The organism is Paenibacillus sp. FSL K6-1122 (genome assembly GCF_037977015.1).
GTDB lineage: Bacteria > Bacillota > Bacilli > Paenibacillales > Paenibacillaceae > Paenibacillus > Paenibacillus amylolyticus.
Genome location: NZ_CP150272.1, coordinates 5,847,458 through 5,869,127, shown reverse-complemented (window position 1 = coordinate 5,869,127; position 21,670 = coordinate 5,847,458). Strand labels below are relative to the sequence as shown.

Sequence of the window (21,670 nt, the reverse complement as noted above, 5' to 3'; positions counted from 1 at the left end):
GTTCTTTTATATTCGATTATTATTAGAGAGGTGAATGAAATGACTGCAAATTTTACATTTTTGAGTGTGCAAGCGCAATATGAGATGTTTGCACATGCTTGTATAGAAGCTGAACGTGTATGTGCGACATCTCCTGCGATGTCCGCTGTGGGGAGCCGGAAGGCTTTAGAACTTGCGGTAAAGTGGGTGTATGCAGCAGATCAATCCATGCAGACACCGTATAAAGATAATTTACAGTCATTAATACACGAGCCATCGTTTCGTTTCGAAGTGGATTCACAGACGTGGAGCAAGCTTCCATATATTATTAAGCTAGGAAATCTAGGTGTCCATACGAACAAGAACATTACCAATAGTGAAGCTATGCTTGCCTTAGCCGCATTATTTGAGTTTATTCAATGGATCGATTACTGCTATGGGAATCAATATGAAGAACGCGTTTTTGTTGAGCAGTTGGTTCCAACAGAACAGGTTCATATAGATGTTAGACGGATTAAAGAAACACAAGGGCTTCTGTCTGAGAAAGAAAGTGAAATTGAAAAGCTTCGTGCTCAGGTGGAGGCACTAAGCAAGCAATTAACGCAAGACAAAGTGCAACATATAGAAGAGCGAACATTCACCCCTCAAGACATCTCAGAATTCCTCACACGTAAGAAATATATTGACGTTGATCTTAAATTATTAGGTTGGACCTTGGGTGAAGATGCTCGGGAAGAAGTCAAAGTGGAAGGCATGCCTAATGGCGAAAATGTTGGCTTTGTCGATTACGTGCTCTATGGTCGTGATGGGCTTCCGCTCGCTTTAATTGAAGCGAAACGTACATCGGTTAATCCCTTAGTCGGATTGCAGCAAGCAAAGCTGTACGCGGATTGCCTAGAACACAAGTATGGCCAGCGCCCCATTATGTTCAACACCAATGGCTTTGACACCTACGTATGGGATGATCAATCTTCTCCTCAACGCAGAGTCAGTGGCATGTTCTCACGCAATGATCTAGAAAAGCTAATCAAGCGACGTACACAAAAGAAGCCACTAGAACAAATCGTCATTAACGATAAAATTACAGACCGCTATTATCAGAAAGAAGCGATTCGCGCGGTTGGTAAGCATATTGAAGAAGGCCATCGTAAGGCGCTTACTGTGATGGCGACAGGTACAGGGAAAACACGTACGGCATCGAGTTTAACGGATGTGTTATCTCGAAGCGGGCATGTGACGAATGTGTTGTTCTTAGCTGATCGTAAGTCCTTAGTTAAGCAAGCGAAGGACGACTTTAAGCAATACCTTCCAGATATGACCCTATGTAATTTGCTGAGCAACAAAGATGATAGGTTAGCAAGAATTGTATTCTCGACGTATCCTACGATTCTTAATGCCATTGATACAGCGAGGTCTGATGATGGACAACGTCTCTATACGCCTGCCCATTTTGACCTGATTATTATTGATGAAGCCCATCGTAGTATTTTCAAAAAGTACCGAGTCATATTTGAGTATTTTGATGCTGTATTGTTAGGTTTGACAGCCACTCCGAAGTCAGAGGTGGACCGTAATACATATGAGTTTTTTGAAATGGAACGCGATGTTCCTACTTATGCCTATGATTATGAGACAGCGGTGGAGAAAGATAAAGTATTAGTTCCTTATTACAATATTGAGGTGCAAACGAAATTTTTGGAGAAAGGTATTACGTATGATGATCTCTCTCCAGAAGACCGCAACCGTTATGAAGATGATTTTGTTGATGAAGACGGTGAACTGCCTGAGGAAATTCCAGCTCCGGCGCTCAATAATTTTATTTTCAATCAAAATACGGTTGATCGGGTGTTAGAAGATTTGATGACTCGTGGTATAAAAGTTAGCGGTGGCGATCTCATCGGCAAGACCATTATTTTTGCTCAAAATAAAAAGCATGCCAACTACATCGTGCAACGCTTTAATAAGCTATATCCGCAATATCATGGTCAATTGATTCGCCAAATCACCTATGAAGATACCTATGCTCAGTCATCCATTGATGAATTCAAACTAGCTGATAAAGCACCATATATTTCCGTTTCTGTTGATATGATGGATACAGGGATTGATGTGCCTGAGGTCGTGAACCTGGTCTTCTTCAAACGTATTCGCTCCAAAGCGAAGTTCTGGCAAATGATTGGACGTGGTACGCGGTTAAGGAAAGACTTGTTTGGTGAAGGCCAGGATAAAACTCATTTCATGATTTTTGATTATCTAAGTAACTTTGAGTTCTTCCGTCAAAATAAAGAAGGCTTACAAGGTGCAGAGACATTGAGCTTGTCCGAGTTCATTTTTTCCAAACGCGTGAAGCTGACTCAGCAGTTGCAGCATATGGATTATATGGGTGAAGTGTATCAAGCATTACGTGAGCAGCTCATTCATGACGTGTGGAGTCAAATTAATGCATTGAATCTTGAATTGATTTCGGTCAAAATGCAGCTTCAATACATTGAGAAGTTTAAGCATAAAGAAGCATTTATCTGCCTCTCTGAGACCGATGTATTTGAACTGAATACGAATCTTGCTTCTTTAGTATTTATGGATGATCGTGATGAATATGCCAAGCGATTCGACAATCTCTTGTATGGCTTAATGCTCGGTACATTCGGAGCGAATAAACAATTTAAACGTAATAAAAAGCAATTGGTGGAGTTGGGTCAAGCACTACAAACCAAGGCTACTATTCCGCAGGTTAAAGCTAAAATTACGCTTATTAAAGCGATAGATACAGACGAATTTTGGTCGGAGTCAGGGATATTAGATTTTGAGAAGGTTCGTGTAGAACTGCGTGATCTCATTAAGTTTATAGTGGACGAAGGTAGCAGTCGGATCATCTATACGAATCTTGAGGATGAGATTTTGGGTGAACGTATCGGCGAAGCACTGGGTGCAGCGTATGATTTTGAGAATTATAGATTGAAGGTTAATCGGTATATCGAGAACAATAAGGATCATCTAGCGATTCATAAACTGCGAAACAATCTGCCATTAACTGCGGGTGATTATGAAAGCTTGGAGCATATCTTCACTGGTGAGTTAGGCACAGCATCAGATTACGAACGTGAGTTCAAGAAAACGCCATTCGGCCTGCTTGTTCGTAAGATTGCCAAGCTGGAGCATGAAGCAGCGATGCAGGCATTCTCTACTTTTATTAATGATCAGTCTCTTACGCAAGCACAGATTGTGTTTGTACGTAAGTTGATTGATTATATAGCAGAGAATGGGTATATTGAAGCTACATCCTCTCTAATGAAGGCACCTTTTGATCGACCGCAAAGTTTCATTAAGCTGTTTGATAGTACGAAGCAAAAGCAGCTTGTTGATTTGGTGAATGCTGTGAGGGAGAACGCGGTTAACGTTATTTAAAATCATACACGAGTAAGTTTCATACTTCAAAAGCATTGCTTTGGTAGACGAGATCGAGAACCCGCAACACAAAAATGAGCGCTTTACCGTTGTTGGCGAAGTGAAGTAATACTTTAAAATTATAATATGGGACATACAAACGGACGCTGATCTCCACAGATCGGTGTCCGTTTTTTTATGTTTTCGAAGAGGAAGTTCCGCAATAACGTTAGACAGGTTAGATGATTATCGTTCAACTTACTTCCAACTACTCCTTTGAATATATGTTATATTATTCTAAAGATGGGTAGTAAATGTGATTATGTGAAAACCATCTTCTCTTCATTGGAATTTCTGCGAGTTCAAAAGTATAAGGGAGTGAACAGTTGTGAAGATGTATTCTAAAGGAGTTATATTATTGATCTTTGTAGTTTTTATGATTAGTGTATCGAGTGGTTCAGGGTTATCCCAATATACAAACGTTAAAGATACGATGAATCAATTTCACATCACTTCTTTTTATCCGAAAAATAAGAATGGACAGACATATGGTTCTGCCGCATATGCGACTTCTCCAGAAACGGAACCTGATTTAATCTTGGCTACTGGTGTGGATGGTACAGACGGATATCTGCTGAAAAAAGACATGGATGGCGAGCAACCCAAAACACCTGAAGAAGCTATTGCAATACAGAACAGCAGATCACCAGATGGTCGTGATATTCCACTGTATGACAAGGATGGTGAAACCGTAATCGGTGTGTTTCATGTTGGAGGAAAGTGAAACGTTACTGAAATGAACACCATTCGGCAGTTGATCAAAAGGGTCGGCTGCTTTTTGATTTTAAGCTTTATTTAGTTTGGTAAAGGACGTGAAGGTAATATGAAATACTTCATTGGAATTACCCCTCCAGATGATTATAAAGAAAAGATTGTGGCATTTCGTGATCGTTGGGCAAGTAATCGTCTTAATGATGTAGTCGAGCCTCATATCACTGTAAAAGCGCAGGGTGGTCTTACCGTTGATCTTCATTGGTTAGAAAGTGTGAGACAGACATGCTCTTTAATGCCAAGTTTTCAATTATCATTATCAGAACCGGGATCGTTTGGAAGTGCTGTTACATTTCTTAGTGTTGAAACGAGCAATATCATTGAGTTACATCGAAATTTGGTAAAAGCGATTTCTCCATCACAAGAACTTTTAGACCGTTACTTTGAAATGGATAAATATCATCCTCATTTAACCTTGGGGCAAACCTATTGGGGTATGAACGAGACTGAGATAGAAGAAATGAAACTCTTAACAATTAAGGAATTGGCTCCTTTTCCAACCTTTGCTGTCAATTATGTACACGTATATAAAGAAGTTGAACTGAATAAATACGTACCATTTGGAGACATCCAATTGGGAACTGAAAAAGAGAAGTGATTCAAATAACAGGACAATAAAACAAGGAAACTCCTGATCAAAGGAATTGGCTGTTTCCTAGTTTATGTAATGGCAGAATAACGCAACCAGTAAATGAACGAATCATCAAAATGATGAATATACTTCTGCACATTGGAGGGAACTTGATGTATTTTAAACCTATCCGTATTGTATTGGGGCTAGTTTTTTTTATCATTGCTGGGTGCAATAACGAGGTCACGAGGTTGGGTACAGATGAGCTCACGATCACAGGTGATCAAAAGACTGCCACAGAATATGTTAAGGCAAAAGGTTATAAAATTTCTTCGTATGATGGTCAAGTTCAGAAATACACTCTAGACAAAGACAAACTACTCTACGGGATAACGGAAACGATACCATATAGACAGACATGGGGGGTTCAAAAAGTAGAACCCGAACAGTATTTCGGAATGGAAATATCGGTATATAGCTTTACAGTAACAAACCATCCTCTGGGAACGTTTGACGATAGTAAATCCAAAGTTTCAATATTGCTTTGCGAAGGCAAAGTTATAGGGGGGACATCCTTCCCAAATGCAGCAATGGATGGGGCACCATATTCGTTGGATGGTAAAACATTGGAAGAAGTAACGGGAAAAAGTTTTCAAATATGGAGTGAAGAATGGAGAAAGAAATACGGTACTTAAAAAGTCAAAGCTAACGGACAACATGTTCAACATATATCTTTCGACGGAAACGAAACTTAATTGCGCACAAATAGTTGCGATACGAAAACCTAACGAAACTATACTTTTGTTGAGAGGAGGGACGAGATGGATTGGCTTATGAGGATGAATCGGGCATTGGATTATATTGAAATGAACTTAGTCGGCGAGATCGAATTGAAGGAAGTTGCTCAATGTGCTTATTGTTCTTTACATCAGTTTCATAGAATGTTCTCGTTCATTACCAATGTTTCACTTGCGGAATATATACGAAGAAGACGGCTGACTCTCGCTGCAATTGAATTGCAGAATAGTGATAGGAGAGTTGTTGATATTGCCATAAAGTATGGGTATGAATCACCGGTATCATTCGCAAGAGCTTTTCAATCATTGCATGGTGTTAATCCAGCGATGGCTCGTGAAGAAGGGACTGCCCTCAAAGCCTATCCTCGGCTTTCCTTCCTTATTTCAATTAAAGGGGAAGAGCCTATGAACTATCGTATCGAAACAAAAGAATCTTTCGAAATATTTGGAATTGAGAAAGTGTTTCAATTAAACGGGGTAGAGACACCAGCAGAATTATGGAAGCAAAGCCACGAAAATGGCGAGGTTGAAAGACTTGCTGCAAATGCCGGTGATCTACCAAACTCTTTGAATTCGAATTATCATAAAGTGCATGCTGTGTGTAGCTACAAAAAAACTGAGGAGGATACTTTCCCATACATGTTGTGTGCATTTAAAGGTGAAGCAAGTAAACCCGATGGTTACACAAGTATAACGATACCAGCACACACGTGGGCGATCTTTTCCTCTGATCCCTTTACATGGGATAAATTCGATGCAACCATTGAAACCTTATATAGACGATTCTTTTCTGAATGGCTTCCTACTACAGGATATGAACAGGTCGACGGAATGGAATTTGAAATTACTGGTGGTAAAGATGGACTGAATTTTGTTGAGCTATGGTTTGCTGTAAGAAAAATATCTTAGTTTTATTTCTTTTAGATCAGTCTTGAATAATAACTTAATAAAGACAAATGGAGCAACCAACTGTGTCCGATTGGTTGCTTCGTTGTTTATTCACCTAACGGCAAGGGAAAATGCAACATTTTTCCTGTTAAACAGGTCAATAAAGATGTACGAAATAACATTATGAGAAGAAGGTGGAAAAACTGAAGCTTCGTATAATCACGTTAATTTTTTTTATATCTAGCGTGTTCTTTATCTCAAATGCACAAGATGTTAACGCTTTGTCATGTGTAGAATCGGGAAGCCCCCAAGAACAGTTAGAAATATATGATGGAGCTGTTTATGGTGAAGTAAAGCAAATAAAGGTCGACTTAAAGCAAGAGGGGTTTACGGGGACCAAAGAGAAAATTAGATATATTTTAGTGGAGGCTGAAAGGAGTTGGAATACTGAAGTTGACTCTCAACTCATTATTGCAACTAACTACACTTGGGGGTTTGATTTTAAGGAAGGCAACAAATACTTAATATACTTTAGCGAAATGGATGGCGAGTTAAGCAGTAGTCCGTGCAGTTTGACCATCGAAATGAATCATTTGAACCAAGCAACTGAGCTATTCGGGGAAGGATTTCCACCAAAACAACAAGTGAACGTAGAACACAAAATGTGGTTTATGTTTGAACAAGATATTGATTTCTTAATCGTAGGTGTAGTTGTATTTGCGGTGATCTTTACCTTCATCATGAGAGTAAGAAAGAAAAAGCGCAAAGTATAATTTGGTAGCGCTAAACGGGGAATTTTGCTCAAAGAAAAAGTCATTTGAACTAGGCATGGATTCCTGTATGACCTATTACCCCCTTTACTTAAATGAGGATCGAGGCGTATAATCCGTTGAGATATCAGAGCAATAAGAGGGGATACAGTTATGAATAGTGGATTAATCAACGCGATCATTGCGTATATCATGTGGGGAGTTCTCCCGCTGTATTGGAAGTTGTTTGAAAATGTACCGGCAGGCGAGATTTTATCGCACCGGGTTGTCTGGTCATTTGTCTTTATGGGGATTTTCGTTGCCGTCCAACGTCGTTGGAGTGACATGAAACGCATTCTGACCAGTCGTTCGACCCTGCTGTCCCTTACCGCGAGTGGGCTGCTAATTGCTATTAACTGGCTTATCTTCATTTGGGCGGTTAACAACGGTCATGTCGTTGAGACAAGTCTGGGCTATTATTTGAACCCGTTGCTGAATGTGCTGCTGGCGGTTGTCTTTCTTCATGAAAAGCCAAACCGTGGACAGTGGCTCGCGATTGCCATCGCTGGTGTCGCGGTGCTTATCATCGCTATCGACTACGGACGTTTCCCATGGGTTGCGATCTCATTGGCCGTGTCATTTGGCTTGTACGGTCTAGCGAAGAAGAAGATCAAGCAAGACGCTTCAGTGGGCTTATTTTCGGAGACAGCTGTAGTTCTGCCCGTCGCACTCGGCTACTGGATCTACTTGGCCGTTGTAGGAAAAGCAACGGCATGGACGTTGCCTGCACCGATGTTCTTCGAACTGCTGCTTTCCGGTGTGGTGACGGCGTTGCCGCTTTTATTCTTTGCACGGGCGGCTGCTCGAATGTCGTTGTCCACACTCGGCTTTGTACAGTATATTGGGCCAACAATTATGCTGATCCTGAGTGTGTTCGTGTTCAAGGAAACGGTCTCGCCAGTTCTGCTTGTTGGTTTCGCTCTCATCTGGACAGCGCTTGTCGTATACGCTGCCGCATCGATACGTGCTACGAGACTCGCTAAGGTAAGCTGAACAGAGGTATCTGGTATCGACATAATTGCCCTTTCTGCCAATGAGGTGGAGAGGGCAATTCTTTATTTGTGGGGGAGCGATAGGTCGATAAAAACTAAAAAGGAAGGCTGATCAACGTTATGGTAAAATACAGGAGTAGTAATCAAAAATAGTAACCAAAAAGAGTAATAGAAAAACGAGGAGGCGACAGATATATGATGGTTAATAACCGTTACCGCAAACGTGATCCATTCTTTGTAAAGAAGGCTGTAGTTCAGATACTATTTCAGTTTGCAGTTTCAGCGATAATCGGTATTATATATGGGTTCATGATGGTCAACGAGACGATAGGTGGATATATTAATAAACTATTACCGAGCACGGATGGTCCGGATCTTCATTTATATCTGCCCGTTGTGGTTACGGTGTTCATCTACTCGTGTTTTATTCAGAAGAAACAACGGATTTTTCTTGAAAAAATCTCATTTAGTTTTCTCCATATTTTGGTTGCCCTGCTAGGCTGTATTTCTTCAGTTGTTATGTTATTGGTGATCTAATCCAAATCCTACGTATCTACACCTTCAGCCCCATCAACTGCATCAATGACACCGACAGCGAGTGTTGTTACCGCAGCAGCAGCTAAAAGATTCTTGGCACCAAGCTTCACTCTGTCCTTATCTTCCTCTTTCATGCCCACAACAACATCTTTACCGCTGTTATATACGTACTTTGCTGATATCGCTACACCTTTTGCAGTATTGGTTACAGCACCTCCAATATCGGCAAGCCCCGCGTCTATGGCAGTATCATCTTTTCGAATTGCACCACTGGCAAGATCATATGTACCACTAGCCAGTTGTCCAACGGTTTTGCCTGTATTAATCGTAGCTTTTTCTACGCCGTTCCCAATTTCTTTGATAAAGGGGCTTCCCGCAATTTCACCAACAACCCTCACGCTGCCGCCCAACACTTTCCCGGTAACTTCCCCAGCTAACTGACCGAGCCCTTTTAAAAAACTCATCCATTTTCCCCCGCTCTTAAAATAGCTAACCGATGTTCTGCATGATTTATTTATTATATTCATATGTAAGCGAAAAAACCATTCTGCATTTAGCCTGCTCATAAGAACCATCCGCCCTGGAACAGAAACTGGCAGCCCCCTCAACACACTTCATCGCCAAAAGGCGCTAATCCCCCCGGGAACAGCGCCTCAAGCCCTTGTTTTACCTTGCTACCTAGTCTATTTGACTACCCACGGTTTTAGAAGTGTCTCAAGGAGCAGCAACGTAGTGGAGGGGGCGGAATCGATTCTGAAGAAGCGAAGCGTTCGCCTTTATTCCCGGATTTTCCCCTTATCAGGGGAATTCATAAAATCTGGGGATAACAGCGATCATAAGAACGATCCGCCCCCGAGCGCCCAGCACGCTGTCCGCAAACACACAAAAGGCGCTACTCCCACCAGGAATAGCGCCTTATGCCCTTCATTACCCTAATCCATTTGCCTACACACGGTTTTAGAAGTGTCTCAAGGAGCAGCAACGTAGTGGAGGGGGCGGAATCGATTCTGAAGAAGCGGAGCGTTCGCCTTTATCCCCGGATTTTCCCCTTATCAGGGGAATTCATAAAAATCTGGGGATAACAGCGATCATAAGAACGATCCGCCACCGGAACGCCCACCACGCTGCCCCCCAAAGCCCGCACTTCTACCCAACGTACCTAGTCAATAAATCCTTCCATGACAACAGTTGGCATCATATTCGACTGCCAAGCGCCCTTACCATATCCACTGTTGTATCCTGGTGTAGCTTGAGGCTCCCAGTAGAATACACCTTTACCTTTGCCATTTGGCAGATTGCGGATTTGGTTTTTCATCGCGGCAACAAAACTTTTGCCAGCTGCAGCCTGGTTATTGTCCATGCCAATTTCGGAGATGATGATCTCTTTGCCATAACGGTTGATCATATCCTTGGCGTTGTTTACCGTATTTGTCACAGCAGTGTTCCAGCCGGAAGCTGAAGGATAGAGGGACATGGCGATCATGTCAAAGTTAGCTCCGTTATTAATCAGACCACCAATATTCCATACATAGAGGGCGTTATCATCCCCACCTGCCAGATGCACAATGGTTTTGGTGCCGCTGCTCAGGGATTTCACTGCGTTATGGCCTGTATTCACCAGCCACGCATAGTTTTTCATGTTGGTGGATGCTTTGCCGTCTTCCCATAACATACCGTTGCTTGTTTCATTACCGATCTGTACCCAGTCAGGGGTAACGCCTTTGCTTTGCATCGCCGTCATAACTTCACGAGTGTGGTTCCATACCGCATCCATGAGCTGTTGGAACGTATAGTTTTTCCAGGCAGCAGGTTTGGTTTGCTGACCAGGGTCTGCCCAGGAATCGCTATAGTGCAGGGTAAGCATCACACTCATGCCAGCATTCTTGGCACGTTGTGCGAGTGCAGCCGCACGATCCTTATTCATGTAACCGTTCCCATAATCATTCGAAGGATTAACAAATACTCGAATGCGAACGGAGTTGATTTGATAGTCTTTTTTCAAAATATCAATGATGTCGCGCTGTACGCCGTTTTTATCTTTCCATTTGTAGCCTTGGGCTTCCATTCCGGGAACCCAACTGATGTCGGCTCCTTTGGCGAAACTTGGTGCTGCGCTGGCATGCTGACCTGCGGGCAACATGATCGAGGTGAATAACAAAACAAAAGCCAACATGATGGATGTCTTGAAACCCCTTACATTTTTGAACATTACAAGATGCCTCCTCGGATTTAGGTTGAGTTGCATCCTAATTATAGCCATCCTGGTTTACTCTACTAAAGGGTCCATTTCCAATATTTTGGGTGTTTTCTCAACCTCTCTACAGAAAAAGAGAAAACAAAAAGCCGTCCGAAGACGGCTTTTCTACCCGTGGCGCTTTTTGAAACATTGATCCGTATCCCGCGCCTCCACCAGACTCTTTTAATTTGAGCTAGTGGATCGGGTAAGGGACACGTTCAACATGACATTAGAAATGTTGACGCACCTCCTTTCCTTGTGGCAAGAGTATACAACACCTTGTTTGGGAAAGCTAGTCTTTTTTACGTATTTAAGCAAAATTATTTTTCGGTCTGGAACATTGTGATATCTCGTGCATAATGGCTCTTTGTTCCGTCATTGTTTCGGATGCGCACGCTGTCTTCACTGATCCGCTCCACAATGCCACAACCGACCTCGCAATAGACGCCAGCCGGGTCTTCCTGCCATGCGCTTACCATACATTGGGATAGTGCAGCCGTGAAAAACTCTATATTTTTTTGTAATGTTCTAGGTTTGTTGGATTTCATTATATACTCCTTTGATCAACTATATTTGGAATGAGAACAAGCAACCGGACCAAATCACACTGTACTTCACTTTACTCTGTCTATTGACCTTTGTAAAGGGATGGAAAAAGTTGCGCCCATGAGGTATCATTTACATAAATTTTACGTAGCGTTTACACTGCGCTGACGCTTGATGTTGATTACGAATAGTACAATTATATGAGAACTTCTAACCAAGAATAGATATGCAACACATTCGGAGGCCATACATGCATAGAGACGTCAAAACAGGCAACTACGTTAATCGTGATTTGAGTTGGGTTGAATTTAATCGGCGCGTACTTCAGGAGGCCCAGGATCCAACAACGCCTCTGCTGGAACGCATGAGATTTCTCGGCATTGTCGCTAGTAATCTGGACGAGTTCGTCAGTGTAAGGGTGGCAGAGACAAAAGAGAAGATCAAGGCCGGATTCACGCAAAAAGATTTTACAGGATACACGCCTTCGGGATTGTACCGCAGATTGATCAAACGAACCGGGACCATGGTCGCCGAACAGTATAAAACGTATCGTGAACTCATTCGTCTACTCGCCAAGAAAGGCGTGAACATTCAGGAATATACAGATCTTAATGTGACACAGCAGCGCGCAATGGACCAGTACTTTCATGAAATTATTTTTCCGGTACTCACACCGATGGCGATTGACCAGAGTCGTCCGTTCCCACTGGTACACAACAAGTCTGTCTATTTGTCCGTGATGTTACAGAAGGAAGGGGAGCAAGAGGGCGAGCCGTTTATGGCTATTGTTCAGGTGCCTTCCAATCTGCCGCGGGTAGTTCAGGCTCCCATTCGGGCGAATAGCAAAAAGAAAACATTCATACTGATTGAAGATCTTATCAAACATCATATCCATACGCTCTTCAGCGGATATATCTCGCTTGCTGCACAGGAATTCAGAGTGACCCGTAATGCGGATCTGTTTATTAATGAAGAAGAAGCGGAAGATCTGCTTGAGGCTATTGAAAAAGAATTACGACGCAGACGCCGCGGGGCTCCTGTACGACTGGAAGTCTGCAAGGATTTTCGTCAGGATGCCTTATTGGAATTGCAGGATGAATTTGATATTCACGACCCGGTATATGAAATTGATGGACCACTTGATCTGAGTTTTCTGGCGGGATTCGTGGACAGTCTGGAAAGTTTCTCACATCTGAAATATAGTCCGGTGAAGCCAGTCTACCCACTTGAGTTTCTGCCAAGAGAAAGTCATTTTGAGCTGCTCCGCAAACGCGATGTACTGGTGCACCATCCGTACGAATCGTTTGAACCGGTCACTGATTTTATATTGGAGGCTTCGGAAGATCCAAGAGTTCTGGCCATCAAGATGACATTATATCGGGTCAATGGCGATTCACGCCTTATTCCGGCACTTGCACTTGCCGCTGAGAGTGGTAAGCAGGTCACGGTGGTGGTGGAACTGAAAGCCCGGTTTGATGAAGAGCGCAACATTGCTTGGGCCCGTAAGCTGGAGAAGGCCGGATGTCACGTGGTATATGGACTGGTTGGACTCAAGACCCACGCCAAAATTATTCTTGTCGTACGCAGGGAACAGCAGGGGCTGAGACGTTATGTTCATGTAGGAACCGGTAACTATAATGAGAGTACAGCCAAAGTGTATACGGACGTGGGACTGTTCACCTCTAATCCGATTATTGGGGAAGATGCATCCGAATTGTTCAATGAGATTACCGGATACTCCGGTCCGAAGGCATTGCAGGCGTTCCGCGTAGCTCCGGATGGTATGAAGGATGAGCTGTTTGCGCTGATTCGTAGAGAAACGGAGCATGCGCTGAAAGGCAAACCTGCCAGAATCATTGCCAAGATCAACTCCTTATCCCATCAGGAAATGATTGATGAATTGTACGAGGCTTCTCAAGCCGGCGTGCAGATCGATCTGATTGTGCGTGGGGTATGTTGTCTGCGTCCGGGGGTAGAGGGGCTCAGTGAGAATATTCGGGTCATTAGCATTGTGGATCGTTTTCTGGAGCATTCACGGTTGTTTTATTTTGAAAATAGCGGCAACCCCGATGTATTCATCTCCAGTGCAGACTGGATGACACGTAACCTGAATCGAAGAATTGAACTGATGTGTCCCGTATTTGATCCAGAGCTGAAAAAGATGCTAGTGGATATCCTTAATCTGTCCCTTATGGATAATGTCAAAGCGAGACAACTTATGCCTGGTGGCAATTATGTATTTGTAGAAAATGAAAAGCCCCCGCTGAGAAGTCAGACGGAGGCCATGGGTATTATCCCTTGGAAGCCTGCTGAATGGAGTGCGTTAACGTAACTCCCCAGGCTTCCTTCAGATCCTTGACGGCCTCTTCCAGGCCATCAAGTTCCAGTAACGGCTCAGCTGTACAGGTGAATTGCACCTGCAGCGAGTCGTTTTCTTTTGTTGCTTTGATCGCAGCGATGCTCTCGGATCGATTGATGGCTTCAGCTACGCGCAGCAGAGAGCCTAAACGATGAGCATGCCGCTCATCCGAGTTTTTCAGAATGTCCCGGTGCTTATTCAGCAGTTGGGGCGTTCTTTTTTTGGGATGATAATCAGCTGCACTGGCACTTAGAATGGTCTCCCGATGAGAAAGTCCATAAATGCTTGAATTCATGATCCAATAGGCCGAGTGCTGTGTATAACGGAAATAGTTAATCTGTTTACCTGCCATGTGCAGCATGGAGGCTGCATACAGGATTCGGGCATCTGCTTGATCAGGAGGGGTACCTTGTAATGCCGTATACAGGGTAACCGTATCCTGATGAATCCGTTGCAGACGTTTCTCTGGAATAGGCGGACCAAAATGGATAAAGTTGCGGATACTGTCTTTCAGCGCGTCCGGAACGACCGGCTGACCTTCAGCCATGTAATCACGCAACAACCCGTCTCGTAGACCCGCGCCACTAACCACATAACGATCTCCCTGTATTATCTGGAAGACAGTTCGTAGGATCAGTACGCCGGGCACAATGATGTCAGCGCGATCTTTGGCGAGCCCAGGTACCTTTTTGCGCTGTGCCGAGGTGAGATGTGGTAAGGAGCGAGCGATGTTCTCCATCGCTTCCTCACTGATCTCATAATGATGGCTGACAGGCAAAGAATACTGGGTGCGCTTCTGTTCCACTTTGGCGAGTGTACGCATTGTGCCGCCAAGTCCGATGAGTGGCAGACCAGGATGCTCACGAATCCAATCCTGTCCACGGAGAGCCTCAGTGACTTCGTTGCATAATGCATTTGCATTCTCCTCAGTCCACTGATCTTCGCCCCCGTAACGGGCATGTGAATTCACAGCACCAATAGGGAGGGAGATGCTATGTAACCTTTTCCGATCCCGAAAGACCGTGATCTCTGTGCTGCCGCCTCCAATATCCACGACGTAACCGTCTGCCAGATCAATGGATTGAGTGACACCAAGGAACCCATAATAGGCCTCCCGATCTCCCGATACACATTCAATGGTAAGCCCCGTCTCTGTCTCCAGCCATTCAATAATCTCCAGGACATTGCTTGCATTACGAATAGCTGCGGTAGCTGCTGCGCGAATCAGTTTGGTCTGATACGCTTCACAGGTCGCTTTGAATTGACTCAAGATGGTGATGGCTTTATCCAGAGAATGGCGCAGAATGGTTCCATCGGACTCAACAACGCTGCTCAGACGAGCGGCGTATTTGTCTTCATGAATGATGCGATAGGCTTCGTCTTGGTCCAGTTCATAGATAACCAGACGAATGGAGTTCGAGCCGATATCAATAATTCCTAAGGTTTCATTAGTACGTGTCATAAGCATCTCCTTCTACAGAGGTTCAACTACCCAAAGTGAAGAAGGGCAGCCATGGCTTCCGGTGAACCCGGCGGTGTGGCAGAGAAGGGCGTAGTTAACATAACAACAATGATAAAGACGATGAAACAGGCAAATATAAGACAACTCACGGCAAAGCCGCGATTACGCTTTTGCATAAACAGTCGAATACCTGTGACAAAGAGAAGTACCGTAACAGCTACCAGAACGATCGACATTGCAAAATAGGCTACGCCATAAAGTGATTTGAAAAATGCTTCCATTTGTTCTTAACGCTCCTTAGATCCTCATATTTAAGCCCTTCCAAGCCATTCCTTAGTAGCATACGACAGATTGACTTGTTTGAAAAGTAAACCGGGCGCTTGTTCCCGTTTCCGCCATCACCCCTGGGACAGGTTACATGGAAAAGGGGCCTTTGCCGTGGACAGACATCCAAGAAAGCAAGGCTTCTGTTGAGTATGTATAAGGAAGGACTATTGTTTCAAGGAAGGAGATCAACCCATGTCGAGACAACTTGCAAGCAAATGGCGGAAGACAGCGGCTCTGATGAAATACCCGGTAGCTGCTGTCCATATCCCACAGACCAAGGCATTCAACTCGGGTAATCTGCTGCAAATGCTCAGTCGTTATGGAATGGTGTATGTCAAACCTATTGTAGGAGGCGGAGGTTACGGTGTTATCCGGGTATCGGCCAGTGGTGGAGCTTATCGATACACCCATATGAAAACGACCCGTTCTTTCGCCAGTTTCAGCCAGATGTATCGCTCTCTGGTGCGTGTAAAGGCTAGACGCAAGTACTTGATCCAGCAAGGCATTCATCTGGCAACAATTCAAGGGAGACCTGTTGATTACAGAGTCAAAGTTGTCAAAACCCAACGAGGCTGGGTATTCCGTTCATTAGTAGGGCGACTCGCTCGTCCCGGACTCTGTGTGACGAATCTGAGCAAGGGTGGCACCATGTTATCAGGAAGGCGAGCTCTTGGTTTATCCCTGCCACATATATCCGGTCGGCACAAACGCCGGGAGATGCGTTCACTTACACTGACATGTACGTACATTATGGAAAGTCAGTTCCCTGGTGTAGGTCAGCTTGGATTTGATTATGGACTGGATTATTCAGGCAAGATCTGGATTCTGGAAGTGAATACCAGACCCCAATAGAAAATGAATGGGAAAACTCAAGAAAATTCAAGAAAAACCGATAATATATAAAAGAAAACGGTATGAAAACCGTTTGAAATTTTACATTACCGGGTAATTTACTCGCAACAAGTCTTGAAACTATGAATTTATTCCAAAAAAAATACGCTGATAAACGTTCTGACAGTAGTACAAACTCCCTGTGCATAAATATTGTCCACACTATACACGTTGATTACTCTACATTTTTTCCAATTATCAACAAACTATGCACAGGATTTCCACATATCGTTGTGGATAACAAGAACGCTTGTTCTCTATATGAATCTCTGATATGATAGTTTTGAGGAAAAAAAAGGAAAGGTTGTGGCGGGAAATGGCTATGTTATCCGATGAGATGTTGTTGGATTCCTACCATAAAGCGATTGAGTTGAATCTCGAACGAGATTTCATCGCACTGCTGTTGGCAGAAATCCATAAGCGCAAACTGGGTACCGACGTATCTGCCATTCTTCACTAGAGATCCTCATTGCAGGCAATGTTACAGGTTTCCGGACAAGTCCCATAGTGAGACTGGCCATGGCGTGCTCGTCTGACAATGGTGACAGTACATCACATGATTGCAAACGTTTTCGACTTCGTCTGCCGTGTCAGAGGAAGTTTGGAATACGTAGGGGCTGTATGGTCCGGTGTAATCATCCAATTTGCCGCATTCTAACAGTCCCTGAAGGCAGTGGGGGCAAGCCTGCTCCGGTACAACCAGACCGTTACACAGCGGGCATATATAAGACAAGGGTATCCCTCCTGATATGGATTCACTCAGGAGTAAGATACCCTTTTTTGTATCAATATATGTTATTTCAGCAAAACTAGCGTTTCATGTTACTGCTGTGTCCTGGGGACAACTTGGCATCCGGATCGAAGTATACCTTCGCATTGTTGACGGCTGTTGGAGCTTCGCCAAATCCGACAGCGATCAGCTTCAGTTTACCCGGATATGTTGTGATATCTCCGGCAGCGAAGATTCCTGGAATGGATGTTTCCATGCGGGAATCAACAACGATGGAATTGCTGTCAATTTCGATACCCCACTCGGCAATCGGGCCGAGAGAAGAGACAAATCCGAAGTTAACGATCACGTCATCTACTTCGATTTCCTGTGTTTCTTTGGTTTTCACATGGGAAAGGGTTACCTTGGTAATCGTGTCATCCCCATGAAGTTCCGTGATTTCGGTCGGTGTAACCACATTCACCTTGGAATTCATCAGGTTTTCGACACTGTGCTCATGTGCACGGAACTTGTCCCGGCGATGGATCAGCGTTACTTGCTCAGCGATAGGCTCCAGCATAAGTGCCCAGTCTACCGCGGAGTCACCGCCCCCACTGATCAGTACCTTTTTGCCAGCGAAGGCATTCAGATCACTGATGAAGTAGTGCAGGTTGCTCTTCTCGAACTTGGCAGCACCTTCAAGCTCCAGGCGACGTGGTTCGAATGCACCTACACCAGCTGTAATAATGACGGCTTTGGCATGATATTCATTCTCATCCGTCTTCACGACGAAATGTTGCTCATCCTTTTTCTCCACCGATACAACCTTTTCTTCAAGGCGGATGTTCGGGTTAAAATGATTCATTTGCTCAACCAGGTTATTCACCAGTTCCTGAGCTGTTACTTTCGGGAATCCGGCTACATCATAGATGTATTTCTCCGGGTAAAGAGCGGCAAGTTGTCCCCCAAGCTGTGGCATACTTTCAACCAGTGTAACGGATGCCTGACGCATCCCACCATAAAACGCGGCGAACAGACCCGCAGGGCCTCCACCGATAATAAGTAAATCAGTCATATCATGACTGGAATTTTGTGCAGTCAAGAATCAACAACACCTTTCATATTTTAATAGGTAGTTAACAGAAAGAATGTGCAGGCTACGTATCGTAACCGGCATGGGTGCTGAACTGTCTTTCCTATTATAAACGGTGTATTCAGGGTTGCAAAGTTAGCGGCGTCACGAAACTGGGAACAATTGATGAAGATCAGATGAGAATAGGATGAAATTGGAAATGAAAGGTTATGAAAAATAACAAAAAAAACCTTGATCTTTACTAGAAATACAGATATCCTTGACCTGTACTATGTGTTTTTTTGTCTAATTTAGAGTCAATATGTAATATGGAGACAGATCCCGTGTTTTGTAGAATCTTGTGGTTAATTTCACAACTTGAAACGATAACTTGCGTGCAAACGTATCAATTTCATAAACCCTTTAGTTGCTTCAATCAAGTCTAGATATAGATCAAAACGGTTCGATACGTCGATATCTAGTTTCATAAAATCCATTTTTAGTGAGTTATGAAATTGATGCAAACGTTTAAATAAATTCGCGAAGTTAACATTTGTCGTCATAATGGGCAAGACCTCATCAATATTTGTAAGTATGTGCATTTTGTATCTCACCCAAGATCGGGCTGATGCAAGTGAAACCGGAAGGGGTATAGACATGAGCAGTATTCCCAAAATCGTCATCCTCGGCGCGGGCTATGGCGGGATTCTGACAGCCCAGCGGCTGCAGAAGGAATTGAACTATAACGAGGCCGACGTCACACTGGTGAATCGGCATGATTATCATTATATTACTACACATCTACATATGCCGGCAGCCGGCACGGATACCATTGAGCATGCAAGAGTGCCCATTTCCAAGCTGATTGATGAGTTCAAGATTGATCTGGTCAAGTCGTCCGTGAAGGAGATTCGTCTGCAGGATCGGAAGATTATTCTGGAGGACGGCACGTTATCCTATGATTATCTGATTATTGGACTAGGCGGTGAGCCTGAGACTTTCGGTATTCCAGGGATGCTCGATCACGCCATGACAATCCGCAGCATTAACTCGGTCAGACTGATTCGAGAACACATCGAATATCAATTTGCGATGTACAAAAACGATAACAAACGAAATCGTATTCGGTTTGTCGTAGGTGGAGCGGGTTTCAGTGGTGTTGAATTCGTAGCTGAACTTGCAGATCGTATTCCACAGCTGTGCAAGGAGTTCGACGTGAATCCGAAACATGTGCACATCTATAATGTAGAGGCAGCGCCTTCGGCCTTGCCTGGATTTGACCCGGAATTGGTAGAACATGCAATGAATGTGCTCAAGAAAAAGGGTGTTACTTTCAAAATTGGTGTTCCAATCAAGCAATGTCTCCCGGACGGGGTTATTGTGGGTGAAGGTGAAAAGCTCGATGCAGCTACAGTCGTATGGACCGGCGGTATTCGCGGTAACTCACTGCTTGAACAGGCAGGTCTTGAAGTGATGCGAGGACGTGTGAAAGTAGATGACTACTTGCGTGCTCCAGGGCATGAGCATGTCTATGTCATTGGTGATAATTCACTTGTCTTCAACGCTGAAGGACGGCCTTATCCACCAACAGCCCAGATTGCGATGCAGCAGGGTGTGAACTGCGCCAAGAACGTTGTGGCATCCATTCGCAAGAAACAGCCACAACCTTTTGTATTTACGAGCAAAGGCACGGTTGCCTCATTGGGTAAAGGTGAAGCTATTGCCGTTGTAGGCGGCAAGAAATACAAAGGCTGGAAAGCGGCTCAGCTGAAGAAGCTGGTTGATCTGCGTTATCTGTTCATCATTGGTGGTATTCCGCTAGTCCTGAAGAAAGGGCGGTTTTTTGGATGAGACATTGCAGTGTTCAGGTCCGGGGACTATTAACACGTGAAGAGCTGGATCGTTACAACGCCCTGATGCAGGTCGGTGGTTATCTCGAGGAACAGGATCAGTATGATCTGGCCTACATCGTGCAGAAAGAAGTGGATATTCTCATTATGCCTGCGATTGAGCGGCTTAAAGAGAAGGGGCGTGACCGTGATCGGGCCACAGCCGAATTCCTCGAATCGCTGAAAGCGGTAGATGATGAGGACGAGGATTAGAGACGATATAAGTTGAACTAAAGATGTTTACACATACACTTCAATGACAGAATAACCTTCCAATCGCTGTTATCCCCAGATTTTTTTGATTCCCTTTTGTTAAAGGGAAAATCCGGTGATAGCGTATGCTTCCGATGCAGCTTTCTTTCAGAAAGCTTGTAGCTTCGCTTTTTCAGGTTTTTTCTGTCCTTTCCGTTTTTGTGTAAATAAATAGTTCAAACAATATAGATCTAAATCAAGCTTGAGGTAGTAGAATATAGATAGATAATAAAGCACCGCTGACAATATCCTTTACAGGAGATGTCGCGGTGCTTTATTGTGCTTTGTGCTGTTTCTACAGCTTAAGCATGTCTTCCAGTGTTCCTTCGTTCAACAGACTTCCCACATAGAACGAACCGAATTCGCCATAACGGGCACTAACTTCATCGAAACGCATCTCATAGACGAGTTTTTTGAACTGAAGTGCGTCATCCGCAAATAGCGTAACGCCCCATTCCCAATCGTCGAAACCGACGGAGCCGGTAATAATCTGTTTTACTTTACCCGCATAGCTGCGGCCAATCATGCCGTGACTACGCATCATGGTGCGACGCTCGTCCATAGACAGCATGTACCAGTTGTCATTCAGCTCACGTTTTTTGTTCATCGGATAGAAGCAGATGTATTGCCGTTGTGGCAGAACTGGTTTCAGACGGGCAATAATCTCCGGATTCTGCATCGGGTCTTCGCCTTCTTTGCCAAGGTAGTTACTAAGTTCCACTACACTGACGTAAGAATAAGATTTGGTCGTGTACTGAGCAAACATCGTTTTGTTAAACGCGTTCTCAACAGCCTTCAGATCTTCCAGCGTTTCACGCAGATGCATCATGCAAAGGTCAGCCTTCTGTCCCACTACGGTATAAACGACCGTGCTTCCTTGGGATGAATTCTCGACTTCTTTCCATTCCTTCCAGAATTCTTCCAGCTCGTCCAGTGCTACAGCACGTTCCTCATCATCTGCTGCTTTCCAGGCGGCCCAGTTAATCGAGCGAAAATCATGCAGGGCATACCAGCCCTCCAGTGTTGATGCGGCTTCGTTCATTGGTTGTGTTCCTCCTGCAAGGTATATTTCCAAATCCCCTATAAGGGACGGGTGAGTGCTTTATCGTTTACATTGTATCCCAACATGAAGCAGAAGG

The 21,670-nt window shown here is 44.1% G+C and carries 21 protein-coding genes; 13 read left to right on the top strand and 8 right to left on the bottom strand.

The window, feature by feature from the left end; all coding sequences use genetic code 11:
* Positions 1 to 39 precede the first annotated feature (39 nt).
* The 8 genes from NSQ20_RS26260 to NSQ20_RS26225 all read left to right on the top strand — a co-directional run bounded on the left by NSQ20_RS26260 (position 40) and on the right by NSQ20_RS26225 (position 8,788).
* Complete coding sequence (locus tag NSQ20_RS26260; protein WP_340031199.1) at positions 40 to 3,384, top strand: DEAD/DEAH box helicase family protein; 3,345 nt, start codon at positions 40 to 42, stop codon at positions 3,382 to 3,384.
* 397 nt (positions 3,385 to 3,781) lie between these two features.
* Positions 3,782 to 4,147 (top strand): hypothetical protein, encoded by a 366-nt coding sequence (locus tag NSQ20_RS26255; RefSeq protein WP_340031198.1) that lies wholly within the window; start codon positions 3,782 to 3,784, stop codon positions 4,145 to 4,147.
* Positions 4,148 to 4,246: 99 nt separating this feature from the next.
* Positions 4,247 to 4,792, top strand: coding sequence for a 2'-5' RNA ligase family protein (locus NSQ20_RS26250; protein ID WP_340031197.1), 546 nt, complete (start codon positions 4,247 to 4,249; stop codon positions 4,790 to 4,792).
* Positions 4,793 to 4,938: 146 nt separating this feature from the next.
* Positions 4,939 to 5,460 carry a hypothetical protein gene (locus NSQ20_RS26245; protein ID WP_127548288.1) on the top strand — a complete coding sequence of 174 codons (522 nt, stop codon included), beginning with the start codon at positions 4,939 to 4,941 and terminating at the stop codon, positions 5,458 to 5,460.
* Positions 5,461 to 5,586: 126 nt separating this feature from the next.
* Complete coding sequence (locus NSQ20_RS26240) at positions 5,587 to 6,471, top strand: AraC family transcriptional regulator (protein WP_340031196.1); 885 nt, start codon at positions 5,587 to 5,589, stop codon at positions 6,469 to 6,471.
* 173 nt (positions 6,472 to 6,644) lie between these two features.
* Positions 6,645 to 7,223 carry a hypothetical protein gene (locus NSQ20_RS26235; protein WP_340031195.1) on the top strand — a complete coding sequence of 193 codons (579 nt, stop codon included), beginning with the start codon at positions 6,645 to 6,647 and terminating at the stop codon, positions 7,221 to 7,223.
* Positions 7,224 to 7,373: 150 nt separating this feature from the next.
* On the top strand, positions 7,374 to 8,252 hold the full coding sequence (gene rarD, locus NSQ20_RS26230; protein ID WP_340031194.1) for an EamA family transporter RarD: 879 nt from the start codon (positions 7,374 to 7,376) through the stop codon (positions 8,250 to 8,252).
* A 194-nt stretch (positions 8,253 to 8,446) separates the two neighbouring features.
* Positions 8,447 to 8,788 carry a hypothetical protein gene (locus NSQ20_RS26225; protein ID WP_340031193.1) on the top strand — a complete coding sequence of 114 codons (342 nt, stop codon included), beginning with the start codon at positions 8,447 to 8,449 and terminating at the stop codon, positions 8,786 to 8,788.
* 8 nt (positions 8,789 to 8,796) lie between these two features.
* Here NSQ20_RS26225 and NSQ20_RS26220 read toward each other — a convergent pair whose 3' ends face one another.
* From NSQ20_RS26220 to NSQ20_RS26210, 3 genes are all read right to left on the bottom strand, one after another.
* Positions 8,797 to 9,252: a hypothetical protein gene (locus NSQ20_RS26220; protein ID WP_101314224.1), complete on the bottom strand. Its 456-nt coding sequence runs from the start codon at positions 9,250 to 9,252 to the stop codon at positions 8,797 to 8,799.
* A gap of 695 nt (positions 9,253 to 9,947) precedes the next feature.
* Positions 9,948 to 10,961: a glycosyl hydrolase 53 family protein gene (locus NSQ20_RS26215; RefSeq protein ID WP_051446931.1), complete on the bottom strand. Its 1,014-nt coding sequence runs from the start codon at positions 10,959 to 10,961 to the stop codon at positions 9,948 to 9,950.
* A 383-nt stretch (positions 10,962 to 11,344) separates the two neighbouring features.
* Positions 11,345 to 11,572, bottom strand: coding sequence for a hypothetical protein (locus NSQ20_RS26210; RefSeq protein WP_017692425.1), 228 nt, complete (start codon positions 11,570 to 11,572; stop codon positions 11,345 to 11,347).
* Positions 11,573 to 11,820: 248 nt separating this feature from the next.
* On the opposite strand from NSQ20_RS26210, the gene ppk1 reads away from it, so the two are divergent.
* Positions 11,821 to 13,902 (top strand): polyphosphate kinase 1, encoded by a 2,082-nt coding sequence (gene ppk1, locus NSQ20_RS26205; RefSeq protein ID WP_340031192.1) that lies wholly within the window; start codon positions 11,821 to 11,823, stop codon positions 13,900 to 13,902.
* Here ppk1 and NSQ20_RS26200 read toward each other — a convergent pair.
* Entirely contained in the window at positions 13,862 to 15,391 is a 1,530-nt protein-coding gene (locus NSQ20_RS26200) for a Ppx/GppA phosphatase family protein (protein ID WP_340031191.1), read from the bottom strand. The two genes, ppk1 and NSQ20_RS26200, sit on opposite strands and share 41 nt — an antisense overlap.
* A gap of 26 nt (positions 15,392 to 15,417) precedes the next feature.
* A complete protein-coding gene (locus NSQ20_RS26195) occupies positions 15,418 to 15,672 on the bottom strand; it encodes a hypothetical protein (RefSeq protein ID WP_017692428.1) in 255 nt (84 codons plus the stop codon).
* Positions 15,673 to 15,910: 238 nt separating this feature from the next.
* Here NSQ20_RS26195 and NSQ20_RS26190 point away from each other — a divergent pair, with 238 nt between their 5' ends.
* The gene (locus NSQ20_RS26190; RefSeq protein ID WP_076253234.1) at positions 15,911 to 16,570 is read left to right on the top strand and encodes a YheC/YheD family protein; all 660 of its coding nucleotides are present in this window, start codon (positions 15,911 to 15,913) and stop codon (positions 16,568 to 16,570) included.
* Between the two features lie 355 nt (positions 16,571 to 16,925).
* Positions 16,926 to 17,069, top strand: coding sequence for a sporulation histidine kinase inhibitor Sda (locus NSQ20_RS26185; RefSeq protein ID WP_017692430.1), 144 nt, complete (start codon positions 16,926 to 16,928; stop codon positions 17,067 to 17,069).
* Between the two features lie 21 nt (positions 17,070 to 17,090).
* Here NSQ20_RS26185 and NSQ20_RS26180 read toward each other — a convergent pair whose 3' ends face one another.
* Together NSQ20_RS26180 and NSQ20_RS26175 are read right to left on the bottom strand one after the other, a co-directional pair.
* The gene (locus NSQ20_RS26180) at positions 17,091 to 17,342 is read right to left on the bottom strand and encodes a hypothetical protein (RefSeq protein WP_076319806.1); all 252 of its coding nucleotides are present in this window, start codon (positions 17,340 to 17,342) and stop codon (positions 17,091 to 17,093) included.
* Between the two features lie 76 nt (positions 17,343 to 17,418).
* Positions 17,419 to 18,420, bottom strand: a complete 1,002-nt coding sequence (locus NSQ20_RS26175) for an NAD(P)/FAD-dependent oxidoreductase (protein ID WP_036605764.1) — start codon at positions 18,418 to 18,420, stop codon at positions 17,419 to 17,421.
* Between the two features lie 627 nt (positions 18,421 to 19,047).
* Between NSQ20_RS26175 and NSQ20_RS26170 the strand changes: the two genes are divergently transcribed.
* On the top strand, positions 19,048 to 20,241 hold the full coding sequence (locus tag NSQ20_RS26170; protein ID WP_036605766.1) for an NAD(P)/FAD-dependent oxidoreductase: 1,194 nt from the start codon (positions 19,048 to 19,050) through the stop codon (positions 20,239 to 20,241).
* Complete coding sequence (locus NSQ20_RS26165; RefSeq protein WP_036605767.1) at positions 20,238 to 20,492, top strand: hypothetical protein; 255 nt, start codon at positions 20,238 to 20,240, stop codon at positions 20,490 to 20,492. The genes NSQ20_RS26170 and NSQ20_RS26165 overlap by 4 nt, the downstream gene beginning before the upstream one ends.
* A 334-nt stretch (positions 20,493 to 20,826) precedes the next feature.
* On the opposite strand, the gene hemQ is transcribed toward NSQ20_RS26165, so the two are convergent.
* Complete coding sequence (gene hemQ, locus NSQ20_RS26160; RefSeq protein WP_211082975.1) at positions 20,827 to 21,573, bottom strand: hydrogen peroxide-dependent heme synthase; 747 nt, start codon at positions 21,571 to 21,573, stop codon at positions 20,827 to 20,829.
* Positions 21,574 to 21,670 lie beyond the last annotated feature (97 nt).

Bases quoted from the DNA above. Each gene is read 5' to 3' on its own strand.
- NSQ20_RS26225 (WP_340031193.1), top strand. From the start codon at position 8,447: ATGATGGTTAATAACCGTTACCGCAAACGTGATCCATTCTTTGTAAAG.
- NSQ20_RS26210 (WP_017692425.1), bottom strand. From the start codon at position 11,572: ATGAAATCCAACAAACCTAGAACATTACAAAAAAATATAGAGTTTTTC.
- NSQ20_RS26190 (WP_076253234.1), top strand. From the start codon at position 15,911: ATGTCGAGACAACTTGCAAGCAAATGGCGGAAGACAGCGGCTCTGATG.
- hemQ (WP_211082975.1), bottom strand. From the start codon at position 21,573: ATGAACGAAGCCGCATCAACACTGGAGGGCTGGTATGCCCTGCATGAT.
- NSQ20_RS26250 (WP_340031197.1), top strand. From the start codon at position 4,247: ATGAAATACTTCATTGGAATTACCCCTCCAGATGATTATAAAGAAAAG.
- NSQ20_RS26170 (WP_036605766.1), top strand. From the start codon at position 19,048: ATGAGCAGTATTCCCAAAATCGTCATCCTCGGCGCGGGCTATGGCGGG.
- ppk1 (WP_340031192.1), top strand. From the start codon at position 11,821: ATGCATAGAGACGTCAAAACAGGCAACTACGTTAATCGTGATTTGAGT.
- rarD (WP_340031194.1), top strand. From the start codon at position 7,374: ATGAATAGTGGATTAATCAACGCGATCATTGCGTATATCATGTGGGGA.
- NSQ20_RS26240 (WP_340031196.1), top strand. From the start codon at position 5,587: ATGGATTGGCTTATGAGGATGAATCGGGCATTGGATTATATTGAAATG.
- NSQ20_RS26260 (WP_340031199.1), top strand. From the start codon at position 40: ATGACTGCAAATTTTACATTTTTGAGTGTGCAAGCGCAATATGAGATG.
- NSQ20_RS26220 (WP_101314224.1), bottom strand. From the start codon at position 9,252: ATGAGTTTTTTAAAAGGGCTCGGTCAGTTAGCTGGGGAAGTTACCGGG.
- NSQ20_RS26165 (WP_036605767.1), top strand. From the start codon at position 20,238: ATGAGACATTGCAGTGTTCAGGTCCGGGGACTATTAACACGTGAAGAG.
- NSQ20_RS26200 (WP_340031191.1), bottom strand. From the start codon at position 15,391: ATGACACGTACTAATGAAACCTTAGGAATTATTGATATCGGCTCGAAC.
- NSQ20_RS26195 (WP_017692428.1), bottom strand. From the start codon at position 15,672: ATGGAAGCATTTTTCAAATCACTTTATGGCGTAGCCTATTTTGCAATG.
- NSQ20_RS26215 (WP_051446931.1), bottom strand. From the start codon at position 10,961: ATGTTGGCTTTTGTTTTGTTATTCACCTCGATCATGTTGCCCGCAGGT.
- NSQ20_RS26185 (WP_017692430.1), top strand. From the start codon at position 16,926: ATGGCTATGTTATCCGATGAGATGTTGTTGGATTCCTACCATAAAGCG.
- NSQ20_RS26245 (WP_127548288.1), top strand. From the start codon at position 4,939: ATGTATTTTAAACCTATCCGTATTGTATTGGGGCTAGTTTTTTTTATC.